Source organism: Thermophagus sp. OGC60D27, from assembly GCF_052400625.1.
In the GTDB taxonomy this organism is placed as follows: domain Bacteria; phylum Bacteroidota; class Bacteroidia; order Bacteroidales; family Marinilabiliaceae; genus Thermophagus.
Genome location: NZ_JBQTGH010000023.1, coordinates 19696 through 30766 on the forward strand (window position 1 = coordinate 19696; position 11071 = coordinate 30766).

The 11071-nt window shown below is 35.9% G+C and carries 14 protein-coding genes and 2 pseudogenes; 8 read left to right on the top strand and 8 right to left on the bottom strand.

Translation table 11 applies throughout. The annotated features are described in order from the left end of the window. The first annotated feature begins 59 nt into the window (after window positions 1-59). Window positions 60-176 (top strand): integrase core domain-containing protein, encoded by a 117-nt coding sequence (locus ACT29H_RS16435; RefSeq protein WP_444822760.1) that lies wholly within the window; start codon window positions 60-62, stop codon window positions 174-176. A 240-nt stretch (window positions 177-416) separates the two neighbouring features. Here the strand turns inward: ACT29H_RS16435 and ACT29H_RS16440 are convergent, their stop codons facing one another. The 8 genes and pseudogenes from ACT29H_RS16440 to ACT29H_RS16475 form a co-directional block, all read right to left on the bottom strand. Continuing rightward, window positions 417-1211: a haloacid dehalogenase type II gene (locus ACT29H_RS16440; RefSeq protein WP_444822747.1), complete on the bottom strand. Its 795-nt coding sequence runs from the start codon at window positions 1209-1211 to the stop codon at window positions 417-419. 197 nt (window positions 1212-1408) lie between these two features. Next, a complete protein-coding gene (locus tag ACT29H_RS16445) occupies window positions 1409-2080 on the bottom strand; it encodes a cytochrome c biogenesis CcdA family protein (protein WP_444822748.1) in 672 nt (223 codons plus the stop codon). Next, entirely contained in the window at window positions 2081-2617 is a 537-nt protein-coding gene (locus ACT29H_RS16450) for a peroxiredoxin family protein (protein ID WP_444822749.1), read from the bottom strand. A 90-nt stretch (window positions 2618-2707) separates the two neighbouring features. After that, the gene (locus tag ACT29H_RS16455; RefSeq protein WP_444822750.1) at window positions 2708-3271 is read right to left on the bottom strand and encodes a carboxymuconolactone decarboxylase family protein; all 564 of its coding nucleotides are present in this window, start codon (window positions 3269-3271) and stop codon (window positions 2708-2710) included. Further along, window positions 3268-3711, bottom strand: coding sequence for a hypothetical protein (locus ACT29H_RS16460; protein ID WP_444822751.1), 444 nt, complete (start codon window positions 3709-3711; stop codon window positions 3268-3270). The genes ACT29H_RS16455 and ACT29H_RS16460 overlap by 4 nt, the downstream gene beginning before the upstream one ends. Window positions 3712-3772: 61 nt before the next feature. Continuing rightward, window positions 3773-4336, bottom strand: a complete 564-nt coding sequence (locus ACT29H_RS16465) for a TetR/AcrR family transcriptional regulator (protein ID WP_444822752.1) — start codon at window positions 4334-4336, stop codon at window positions 3773-3775. A gap of 136 nt (window positions 4337-4472) precedes the next feature. After that, window positions 4473-4691, bottom strand: a pseudogene (locus ACT29H_RS16470) (type II toxin-antitoxin system PemK/MazF family toxin). A gap of 117 nt (window positions 4692-4808) precedes the next feature. Next, window positions 4809-5039 carry a hypothetical protein gene (locus tag ACT29H_RS16475; RefSeq protein WP_444822753.1) on the bottom strand — a complete coding sequence of 77 codons (231 nt, stop codon included), beginning with the start codon at window positions 5037-5039 and terminating at the stop codon, window positions 4809-4811. 267 nt (window positions 5040-5306) lie between these two features. Between ACT29H_RS16475 and ACT29H_RS16480 the strand changes: the two genes are divergently transcribed. The 7 genes and pseudogenes from ACT29H_RS16480 to ACT29H_RS16510 all read left to right on the top strand — a co-directional run bounded on the left by ACT29H_RS16480 (window position 5307) and on the right by ACT29H_RS16510 (window position 10999). After that, window positions 5307-5465 (top strand): hypothetical protein, encoded by a 159-nt coding sequence (locus ACT29H_RS16480; protein ID WP_444822754.1) that lies wholly within the window; start codon window positions 5307-5309, stop codon window positions 5463-5465. Window positions 5466-5967: 502 nt separating this feature from the next. Further along, a pseudogene (locus ACT29H_RS16485) lies at window positions 5968-7069 on the top strand (tyrosine-type recombinase/integrase). 244 nt (window positions 7070-7313) lie between these two features. Further along, window positions 7314-7619: a hypothetical protein gene (locus ACT29H_RS16490; RefSeq protein ID WP_444822755.1), complete on the top strand. Its 306-nt coding sequence runs from the start codon at window positions 7314-7316 to the stop codon at window positions 7617-7619. Between the two features lie 210 nt (window positions 7620-7829). Continuing rightward, window positions 7830-9002: a hypothetical protein gene (locus ACT29H_RS16495; protein WP_444822756.1), complete on the top strand. Its 1173-nt coding sequence runs from the start codon at window positions 7830-7832 to the stop codon at window positions 9000-9002. 167 nt (window positions 9003-9169) lie between these two features. Further along, entirely contained in the window at window positions 9170-9556 is a 387-nt protein-coding gene (locus ACT29H_RS16500; RefSeq protein ID WP_444822757.1) for a hypothetical protein, read from the top strand. Continuing rightward, on the top strand, window positions 9553-10197 hold the full coding sequence (locus ACT29H_RS16505; protein WP_444822758.1) for a Shedu anti-phage system protein SduA domain-containing protein: 645 nt from the start codon (window positions 9553-9555) through the stop codon (window positions 10195-10197). Before ACT29H_RS16500 ends, ACT29H_RS16505 begins: the two co-directional genes overlap by 4 nt. A 130-nt stretch (window positions 10198-10327) precedes the next feature. Next, on the top strand, window positions 10328-10999 hold the full coding sequence (locus tag ACT29H_RS16510; protein WP_444822759.1) for a hypothetical protein: 672 nt from the start codon (window positions 10328-10330) through the stop codon (window positions 10997-10999). Window positions 11000-11071: the final 72 nt, after the last annotated feature.

Sequence of the window (11071 nt, forward strand, 5' to 3'; positions counted from 1 at the left end):
ACGTATGCCCTCCCGGCATCGAATGGATGTGTTAGCTTCCCCCAAATAGGACAGTTTAAATTGGATCATTAGACGAAGCCGGAGATGTTACCGAACAATGGCTCGATGACTACAATCATTTCCCTCCCCATGATGACTTAGGTGGTATTAGCCCTGTGCATATGACAAGGAAATAACCAACCAAATTCCAGCCGGCAAAGAAAGGGAGTGTTCAGAACCTGTCCAGGATATAGAAACGGCTTGGTGCCTCAGCTGCCCCTGACAGAACCAGCTTGCTCACTGAAAATGCATTTAGAATTTTGGTTTCAAAAAAAGAAATATGTCTATTTGAGAGCTATCCCTATAAAGGGTAAGTCTACAGCGTCATTAACCATCATTTTGCCCTATGCACCCCTCCGTTATTCGCCGCTTAATGGTCAGTAGTGAACCAAGACGTCTGCGATTTTTTGCAAGTCAGGTTCCATAATTTCAGTTCTGGGGGCCAATGGAAAGAGTTGTTGCCCTCGTCTTCTGATAAAAGCGGCACGCCATCCAGCCCACAGGGCACCTGCCACATCCCAACCGTGTGCAGCAATGAGCATCGCTTCTTGCAGTTTTATGCCCATTTTTCTTGCGCCCCATTCATACGTTTCCCGAAATGGTTTAAATTTTCCAATTTCTTCAACACTTAATCGTTCATCAAAATAGTCTGTTAAGCCTGCGCTTTCGAATTGTTTTTTGACCCCTTCGTTTGATGAATTGGTAAAAGAAACTAATTTATACCCACTTTCTTTTAGTTGGGTTAAGGCGCCCTTCACTTCAGGATGAGCCGGTAAGCCCCGGAGTGCATTTAAAATCACTTCGCGTGCGTTCTTTTCTGAAATCATAATGCCATGATTAGCCCCAACCATTTGTAGTGCGGCGGCACCAATATGGCCAAAATGTTCATATTGACCACTTGCTGTGGTCACCAAAGAATATTGAAGCATAGTGGTAAACCAAAGGGTTAGTAGTTCTTCTTTTCCATTGAGCGCATCTCCCACTTGTTTTTTCATTTGTGTTAGATCTAAAAGTGTTTCATTAACATCAAAAAATAAAACCTTGGGCCTTGTTATTTTGTTTTCAATCATTTGGTCTTTATTTTCATTACCATACACGGTGCCGGGGGCGATAATCCCTGATGCTCCAACAACACCAATACTTTGAATAAATTTTCTTCTTGAACTATTCATAATTGCTTTTTGAATGAGACAAGCTCAACATCACTACTGAGCTTATCTTTATGATATAATACTTCAGTAAAGGCCTTGACAAAATCCGGGAAGGACTATGGCACAAGCCCTCTCTTCAATCTGTTAAAGCTTCAAGCAGCCTGTCTAAATACCATAATCTCCTCTTTTCAGTGGGTATGGCCTTGCAATCTATACTACTAAGCGAATAGTGCCATTTGATAGTAAATGACGTATGCTCCCGCTACGATAAGTAATACGGCGGTAATCTTTTCCATATAAGGCAGTATCTTCCTTAAGTTTTTCATGAGGAAATCTTTGGCAAAAATGGCCAGGAGAATGGTTACGATCATCATACCACTCATTCCCGCAAAATAAGCTAAGATGTATGAAGCTCCTTCCCATACGGTATCTGCTGCCATGGCTTGTGTGGCCACAATTAAGAACAAAGGGAAGAGACAACCTAAGGCACCTGTGGCATAGCCTATGCCAAAAAAGAAAGCTTCAATGGCCTCCGTTTTGGGATTTGATTTTTCGATATGAAAGGAAAAAGAGATATTTTTTCCTAAGAGCATAAGGATGCCAAGCACGATTAATATGATGCCCATAATAATCGTAATCCATTTCATATAATCTTTCAAAAACTGACCTGCTACAACAATCATTGTACCCGCAATGCTATAAATCAGCAGGATGCCGAGAATGCTGAGCAAGGCCAGTTTTAAGCCTCTGCCCAAACGGGCAGAGAGCTGTCCACTACTGGTCGGATTTCGGGAAATAAAGGAGAAAATATACCCCGGCAATAATGCTACGGCACAGGGTGCTAAAAACGCCAATACTCCTTGTAAAAAAGAAAATTCTATAAATTCCATCTATTTTAATAATTGCTCAAAAAGGGCACGGTATTCATCAGCGGTGAGTACGGTTTTGTCTTTCTGAAATTCAACATATCCTTCTTTATTAACCCCAACGGTTGTGGCCTGAGTCTTCACACCAAATTCCATCATAAGCTTTGGCATACCAGTTACTAAAGGAAAATTGAGGTTTTTTTCCCGCGCTAATTTTGTCAACACCTCTTTATCATCAGTAGGGTCGATACTGATCGCTACGAAATTCACTCTGTCCTGGTATTCCGGATACACTTCTGAAATGGCCGGCCAGTTTTTGGCACACATAGGGCACCACGAAGCCGTGAAATACACGATTGTTGGCTTTTGCTCATCAAGCGATTGTTGTAAACTTATTTTTTGCCCATCTATTGTTTCAACCTCAAATAGCGGTGCTTTTTTCATATTGGCATGGGTGCTGCTTGCCGCTTTTTTATTTTCGGAGGATTTTCCGGAGTTACAAGCTGTAACAAATAACAGACTAACTAATAATAAACCGGATAATTTAATTCTTTTGTTCATAATGCTTTGTTTTTTTAATGACTCACCAAGTGAGATGTCATTGTTAATTGGTAAAAAATAGATAATATTGACCTTAAGCCTGCCGGCGGATTATGCTTTTACCGTTTCTTTTGACCAGGCAAATTTTTGGAAAGGGACATCCACAGGCGTGTTAGCAATATGATTGGTGTAATTGCTGATCACTTTCTGCGCCAAACCTAATATAACTTCCAATACTTGTTTTTCGCCGTAACCTGCTTTGTAAAAGTCATTCAAATCTTTTTGTGTGACCCGGCCACGTTGACGTACCACCTTTAACGTAAAATCGTGTAAAGCCTGTAACTTCTCGGTAGGCATTGCGGTTCTGTTTCGCAATGCTTCGGTTAAAGAGGCATCGACATTCATCATATGCGCAATGGCGGTATGGGCCGGTACACAGTAATGGCATTCGTGTTCCACATTGATGGTTTGCCAGACCACCGTTAATTCTTCCTTATTGAAAGAGGTTTGAGTAAACAGTTTATGTAAGGTTTGATAAGCCTCTAATAATTCAGGCGATTCGGCCAGCACGCCATGTAAACCGGGAATCATACCGTTGGCTTTAAACGATTGCTCTAATAAAACTTTGCTGCCTTCGGGAGCTGTTTCTATGTTGTGGATTTTTAATGTTGTCATAATGCGTAATTATTAGTGATTTGTTTTTGTTTATTTAAAATAAAAATATTTGTTACTGAGAGAATAACTATTCCGGAGGCAATATATACCAACATCCATTTCGGTTGAACTCTTAATGAAAACTCGGCCACAAGGGCCCCTATCATCGTAAGCAAGCCAAATAAATTGGTGAATGTTGCCCATTGGGAAAATGGCATATGGTATCTGATAATGGCATTATTTTTTATCAGACTAAAGACCGCAGTAAGGATATAACCGATGACCACAGCCGAGATGATGATTCCGGTAGACACCCGAAAAAAGGTGGGATCAATACCTAATGGTTGAGCCATTTCGACAAAAGCCTTTACCGATATTTCCCATCCTGTTAATTTTGAAATGGCAAATCGGGATAAAACGATTCCCATTAATAAGTTGGTACCAAATAATACTTTCTTCATAAATCTCTGTATTAATTAATAAATAACTAACCATTCGGTTAGTTTAAGGTAAAAAAAATATCTATAAACCTTTGAAGGTCATTTCTATAAAATCCTCAATTTCTTTGCTGCTATTGACTCTTGATGCTGCTGCCAAACCATGCTTGGCGATCAGTAAATAGTTTGCTTGTTTTAACACTGTTTCTTCGTCCTTATCGGAATTCATTTTTAATTTTTCAATGAATAACTCTTTTAAATTATCCATAAAAGAATTTATTTGGCCGTTAATTGGTTCATCTTCTTTGTCGGCAAATTCATTGTATGTATTCGTCAGCAAACAGCCTTTTTCATTTCCTTCCTCATTGCAGATTCTAACTGAATTATAAAAAAATTCTTTAATGTCTTCTATCCCCTTATTCGAATTTTTAAATTGTTCAAAAATGGAATTCACTTTCTTTTTGTAACTTTTTAAACATTCGAAGAATAAACCATGCTTGCTGCCGAAACTTGAATAGATGGAAAACTTATTAATGCCCATTTCTTTCTCGAGCATTTGCATAGAGGTGTTCTCATAGCCATTTTTCCAGAAAAGGCGCATTGCTTTTTCTACAACCTCATCTTCATTATATTCTTTTTTTCGAGCCATTGTTTTAAATTATTATGCCACAAACCTAAACAAACGTTTAGTAATTGTCAACTGTTTTACCTATTTTTCTGAAATATAATTATTTATTAACGCCAAACCGCGCATTGGGAATGACTAACTGTTGTGATGCCGTGCATTATTCCAGGTCAAGCACTATGTGAATATTTTCTTTCACCAAATCAAGCATGTCATCCGGTAAAATTCCCAATCTCTTTATCAACCGTTTATTATCAATGGCACGTATCCGGTCAATCATAATATCACAGGGCTGATTTAAGTTGGCTGTTCCTTTTTTCAGATGTACTCTTAATATTTAAGCATCCTTTTTTACATTGGTTGTAATTGGACAAACCATTGTCGATGGATGAGGAATCTTGTTGAGCAGATTGTTCTGAATCACCAAAACCGGTCTGTTTTACCCGGTTCAGTGCCAATTTGCGGATTTAAATCGGCGATCCAGTTTTCATATTGTTTAATCGGCATAATCAATCTCCTCGAAATCTTTTAGCACTGACATTGAATCAGCCTTAACCAAATCAGATTCTTTTTTCAATTTTTCCTCTAATATCTGTTTGTGTTGAATTTTATTATAAAACTCAAGCGCTTCATTTATATACCGGTTCCTTGGTTTCTTAATCCGAGTAAGAATGTTTTCAGTCTCACGAAATATTGAATCATCTATTTTTAATGATATTGTTTTCATGGCATCACATTTTTATACCATACAAGGTATATTCTTTTTGTATATTCATCAGCTCTCTCTAAAATATTTGCCAATTGATCAGGCAGAAGGTGGTGGTGTGGTTCGTTCTTAGTCCCCGGTGCGCAGGTATACGAATATAAATAGGAGGCCAGAGGCCGGAAGTTAGAGGTCAGAGGTCAGAAGCCAGAGGCCAGAAGAAGCCAGATGCTAGAGGTCATAAGTTAGATATAAATAGATATAAGGGAAATAAATTGAAATATGTTGTGCATGGGACTCACCGTCTCCTCTGCGTTTAATGGTAAAGGGCATGGAGCGCAGAGCACAGGGCATAGCGGATGGGATGTCTTAAATCTTACATCTAAAAATCTTAAATCTAACTATCTTTTGTTCAGTGCTCAGGCCGAAGGCGGAAAAAATGGTGCTTAGAAATTTGTGATATAAGTGGAGATAAGTGGAGATAAATTGAAATATGTTGTGCATGGGACTCACCGTCTCCTCTGCGTCTTCGCGTCTCTGCGTTTGAAGGCAAAGGGCACAGGGCATGGAGCAAGGGGTATTGCGAATGCGATGTCTTAAATCTTATATCTAACCATCTAAAATCTAATAATCTACATTTTCTATTGATGCTGCTTTTTTCGCGATGAATCTCTTTCGTTTACCGTTTTTTACTTATATGGTAAAATAGCAAACCTATTTGCATGTACTTTAGGTTTGTCATTACTTTTTTTTAGTTAATGAGAGCCGACACCGAACTTCTTCTTGAAAATACCTATGAAAAATTGACGACAGAGATTAACTTCATCACCCCACAAAAATAGAATTTACAAACACTTGCCTATAAACAGATTTTATATATTTGTATGTATAAAAACATGAATTGATGCCTGTAAAGCCCCCAACAACTCTCTCTTTAGCGCAACACCGGAAGATGGATGTTGTAAAAATAGAGTTTACAGATTACGATACTTTAGGGGCTAAAGTGAGAGCCATACCTGGTCGCAAAGGGTCTGCAACTTTGCGCTGCTGGTATGTCCCCTTATCTCAATTCAATAAAACAGAGTTTAATAAAGTTTTCGCCCCTGTTGCTACCATTGTTCGTATTGCCCCCAAAAATCTCAACACTCCAAAGGTCTTAGCAGAGAAAAAAGATGGGATAAAAGAAAAATCCAAAAACATCGATATTCTTCAGCAATACCTAAATCAACTGGAGATTAAAAGATACAGCCACAGTACGATTAAAACCTACATGCACTATTTCAAAGATTTTGTTAATGCATTTAGTTCGACGAAGAAGATTGAAGAAGTCACAAAAGAAGAGATTAACAACTACATATTAACACTCATCCGACGCAATCGTATATCCCCATCACAACAAAATCAACGTATTAATGCTATTAAGTTTTATTACGAGCACGTCTTAGGGTTACCCAAAACATACTATAATATAGAAAGACCCAGAAAAGTATCAGCACTTCCAAAAATCTTATCCGAAACAGAAGTACTCAAAATATTAAAAGCCACATCTAACATCAAACATAAAGCCATACTCGCCACCATATACTCCGCAGGATTAAGACGAAGCGAACTCATCAATCTCAGGTTACAAGATGTCAATTTTGACAATAGGATGTTATTCATACGAGGAGGAAAAGGCAAAAAAGACAGAACGACTTTATTATCAAAAATCTAATGCTATCGTATTAAAAAAATACCTTGAAAAATATAAACCAAACTATTGGCTATTCGAAGGTCCTAATAGAAAAACATACTGTGCCTCTAGCATAGGAAGTATACTAAAAAGAGCAGCTCAAAAAGCAGGAATAAACAAAAAAGTGACTCCACATATGCTACGCCACTCATTTGCAACTCATTTATTAGAACATGGTGTCGACCTTAGATACATTCAAACGTTTTTAGGTCATGAATCGAGTACCACAACAGAAATTTACACACACGTAAGCAAACGATCTCTTGCAAATATTAAAAGCCCTTTAGACCAAATTACAGAACATAAACAACTCAACAACTGACAATTAAACAAATATCGACATAATAGATATAAACACAATATGCATTTACACATACGTTATGGGCAAGTTAATGAACGAAATAGCAAAATGACAAGAGAACCACCAAATAATTACTTTGATAGTTCATAATTATTGAATTGACCACAGGTTAATTGACAAATTTTTATCAAAAAAACCATAGCGGAACCGAAAAGCTTTATGAGTAGGAAAACAAATTATTAATAACATTAAAGAATAAAAGATTATGGCAGAAGAAATTAAAACTAACGAGCAAAGCAACGCAGGACAAACAATTATTATTAACCAGCAAGAAAAAAAATCAAATGGTGTTGGAACAGCAGGTTTCGTACTTGCTTTAATTGCATTATTTCTTGGTTGGGTTCCAGTTCTTGGTTGGATAGTATGGGTTTTAGGACTTATTTTATCTTTTGTAGGTGTTTTTAAAAAACCAAAGGGAATGGCAATTGCCGGATTAGTGATTTCACTAATTGGAATAATTTTATTGCTTACTGTATTTGGTGCTCTTTTAGGGACTGCTGCAGCTTTCTAATAAATAAATTAGACTTTCGATTAATTTTCACGAAAGTAAAACAAGAAAACCAGCCCATAACAAAGGCTCATAAAGCATTGCTAGTGGGGTGCATATTTGAAAGTATGCACCTCGCTTTACCTAGTTTTTAGTATTGATAAGTTTAGAGTACGTAATTCGCAACGCTTCATAGCCAAACCGTTCTATGCCATTTAAAAAGACACTAGCTGCATGACATTAAAAGATTTTATAACAAGTGATTTTTTGAAGACACCCACTGAGAGAAAAGATGATATGGATTTCTATCATCATATTACATCTGCTTTCTCAAACTTTATTAAAAGACTTGAACAGGTTGATAATTTTGAAATAGCAGGTGTTGATAATTTGAAGGGTGAAAAATACATTGATATAATATATAAAACAGCTAATAATCTCAAGAATACAATAATACTTACAATTCAAAAGTATTATGATGGGAAGCCTGCCGAAGCTTATGATAGATTTAAAAATGGAATCGAGAAAGAACTATTAGGCAATAGTACATTTAATCTTTCAACTTTAAGAGTACATGAAAAATTATATAGATTAAGAACTTCTGAAAATGGAAAGGTTTTTGAACCCAAAGAAATTTTTCATGTACCAATGAATAAAAGAGAGTTGATAGCTTCTCAAAGATTTAGCATACCAGGCTATCCCTGTTTATATTTAGCAAATTCGACTTATTTAGCATGGCTTGAATTAGGAAAACCAAATATTTATAATTGTCATGCATCAAGATTTGAGGTTGTAAATGACCCAAATGGTTTTGAACCTATTACATTAATTGACTTGACGAATAATCATCCGACCCTAATTAAAGCTGCTGAAACAGGAAAATGGGATGGAAGTGTTTTTAGATACCTAACATTATGGCCTCTTATTTATGCAACCTCAGTAAAGGTTAAGTTCCCTACCAGTTCATTCAAACCTGAATATATAATACCCCAACTTTTAATGCAATATATAAAAGACCTATCTGCTCATGGAGGGATTAAAATACATGGTATTAAATATTCTTCAACGCATTATGATTTATACAATGATGGAGAACCAATGTATAATATAGCAATTCCAATACATGGTAGTAGCAGTGAACCTTTCTGTAACTTCTTGACAAAGAAATTTAAGTTTAATCAACCGATTTCATGGGAAAGTTTAAATATCTTGAATCTTGAATTTGAACACATTTTTGTCAATTTAATGCAGAAGGAGATAAAAAAGGATGATTACGTAAAGAGAAATATTTCATTGATACCTGATGAGAATAAAGATTATAATGTAAGTAAATTTGGTATAATGGAAGATTATTTGGAAAGTTGTGATTTATTAAGAATTGCTGTGAATGGAGAAAAAACGGCATAGAACAATGTATATACAAAATAGGTGAGATAGTAGTAAATTCAATGGTTGTAGCCCGCTTCAACATTGTAACGGTTTGATAAGTTTGAAGCCCGCAATCACCCACTTTGCATATACTTGTCCGTTGGCATTCATTGAATAACCAAAGCACAAAATAAACTTAATTTGACATGATATTTGATTGGACAATTTCGTTAGGTAATATAATATCGGCATTAGTAATAGCATTAGGCTGGATTGTTTCACATAAACTTAATTCTCAAAAGGACTTAAGAAATAAAAAAAGAGACATTAGAACTCAGTTTCTAATTGAAGCTTATCGAACAATTGCATATTCTGCTAATCGAGATAACAACCAAGAAGAAAAGAAAAGCTTTGAAGCTGCTATAGAACAAGTTCAATTTCTAGGTACTAAAGAACAAATTAGCTTATTGGCTAACGCAATTGAAACCAGAAATTTTTCTCCAGTGCTAGAAGCGCTTAGAGCAGAAATTAGAAATGACTTAAATATTGAGACTATTGACGTCAATATTAAACACTTTAGATTTGACAAATGAGTACATGGAATATAATAGAAGTTGAAAAAGAACTCAAATCAGCATATGACAATAATTCAGAAGTAGAATTACTAAAAGTCTTGAAAAGTAATTCATTCTTGTTTTATGAATTATATTCAAGGAGATGGGGAATTCAACCAAATTTTAAAGAAGTCTCTTTGGGGAATAAATTTCGCTGTGATTTTGCCTGGTTAAATGATAATTCAGATGGCCCTGAATGGGTTTTGTTGGAAGTTGAAAAGCCTCATATGAAATTGTTTAAACAGAATGGAGAACCATCTTCAGAATTAAATCATGCTGTTGAACAAGTTAAATCATGGGACAGGTACTTTAATACTCATCCATCTGAAAAATCAAGAATATTCGGGGCAGTAAGTAAATTTAGATTTATCCTTGTTGCTGGAAAAAAGGAAGATTGGGAAACTGAAGATGCAGCGAAATGGAGAGCGTATCATAATAAGGAAAGCAAATTTGAAATTAGAAGTTCTGACGTGTTTAATCGTCCTCTTAAGGTTGCTAAAGAACAAATTGCAGAATTGTGGAGTTTTGAGGAAAACCCAATTTCTTTGGGACATTCAAATCTAGAGAAGTATTGGAAGCAGTATGATTATATCAGTCATTGGAGGAAAATACTCAACTAAAGAAACAACGAAATGCCAACAATAGCTCATACGCAATATGCCTGCCGCAGGCGCAACACAGGCACACTGCGCATAGCAAGTACGTTACCATTCCTGCTGAAAAAAGAGAAGACCTAATTACACATAAAAGATGAAAAATCTTGAAATAAAAACTCCTTCTGAATATTATCGAATGAGACGACCAGAATATTTTTCAGATTCGAAAGTTAGTTCTGAAGTTGTATTGACAAAGGAGGTCCTTGCATTTGAACTTGAAAAGATTTCAACTAATCAAAAGCAAGATTTATTTGAAGGTTTTTGTAGACGACTAATCGAAAAAGTTATTGCACCTAATTTGATACCACAAACTGGACCAACAGGAGGTGGTGATGGAAAAACTGATGCAGAGACCTATCCCGTTTCAGAGGAAATTTCTGATAGATGGTTCATTCCTGAAAATGGTTGGAATAAAAATGAAAAATGGGCTTTTGCAATAAGTGCGAAAAAAGAATGGAAAACTAAAGCTGAAAGCGACATCAAGAATATTCTTTCCACTGAACGAGAATACACACGAATCTATTTTATATCTAACCAGACTATTTCAAGTAAAAAACGAAAAGATGCACAAGATAAGTTTATTGATAAATACGGTATTGACGTTGTTATTTTAGATGGAACTTGGTTATTGGAAGAAGTATTTAAAAATAATTTTATTGATATAACAGTAGATTCATTAAATCTATCAAGTGTATATAAAAACACAAAAGTTTTACATGGGGCAAATGATGTTGAAAGGAATAAATTACTTGAAGAACTAGTGTAGCCTTCCCCGCAAATTGGACAGCTTAAAATTAGACAAAATATTAATTTTAAGCAGTCAAAAAACAGTTATGAA

What these genes read in the sequence shown, in the direction of transcription:
- ACT29H_RS16505 (WP_444822758.1), top strand. Translation starts at nt 9,553, where the DNA reads ATGAGTACATGGAATATAATAGAAGTTGAAAAAGAACTCAAATCAGCA.
- ACT29H_RS16480 (WP_444822754.1), top strand. Translation starts at nt 5,307, where the DNA reads ATGGGACTCACCGTCTCCTCTGCGTTTAATGGTAAAGGGCATGGAGCG.
- ACT29H_RS16445 (WP_444822748.1), bottom strand. Translation starts at nt 2,080, where the DNA reads ATGGAATTTATAGAATTTTCTTTTTTACAAGGAGTATTGGCGTTTTTA.
- ACT29H_RS16465 (WP_444822752.1), bottom strand. Translation starts at nt 4,336, where the DNA reads ATGGCTCGAAAAAAAGAATATAATGAAGATGAGGTTGTAGAAAAAGCA.
- ACT29H_RS16460 (WP_444822751.1), bottom strand. Translation starts at nt 3,711, where the DNA reads ATGAAGAAAGTATTATTTGGTACCAACTTATTAATGGGAATCGTTTTA.
- ACT29H_RS16510 (WP_444822759.1), top strand. Translation starts at nt 10,328, where the DNA reads ATGAAAAATCTTGAAATAAAAACTCCTTCTGAATATTATCGAATGAGA.
- ACT29H_RS16440 (WP_444822747.1), bottom strand. Translation starts at nt 1,211, where the DNA reads ATGAATAGTTCAAGAAGAAAATTTATTCAAAGTATTGGTGTTGTTGGA.
- ACT29H_RS16450 (WP_444822749.1), bottom strand. Translation starts at nt 2,617, where the DNA reads ATGAACAAAAGAATTAAATTATCCGGTTTATTATTAGTTAGTCTGTTA.
- ACT29H_RS16500 (WP_444822757.1), top strand. Translation starts at nt 9,170, where the DNA reads ATGATATTTGATTGGACAATTTCGTTAGGTAATATAATATCGGCATTA.
- ACT29H_RS16490 (WP_444822755.1), top strand. Translation starts at nt 7,314, where the DNA reads ATGGCAGAAGAAATTAAAACTAACGAGCAAAGCAACGCAGGACAAACA.
- ACT29H_RS16455 (WP_444822750.1), bottom strand. Translation starts at nt 3,271, where the DNA reads ATGACAACATTAAAAATCCACAACATAGAAACAGCTCCCGAAGGCAGC.
- ACT29H_RS16495 (WP_444822756.1), top strand. Translation starts at nt 7,830, where the DNA reads ATGACATTAAAAGATTTTATAACAAGTGATTTTTTGAAGACACCCACT.
- ACT29H_RS16475 (WP_444822753.1), bottom strand. Translation starts at nt 5,039, where the DNA reads ATGAAAACAATATCATTAAAAATAGATGATTCAATATTTCGTGAGACT.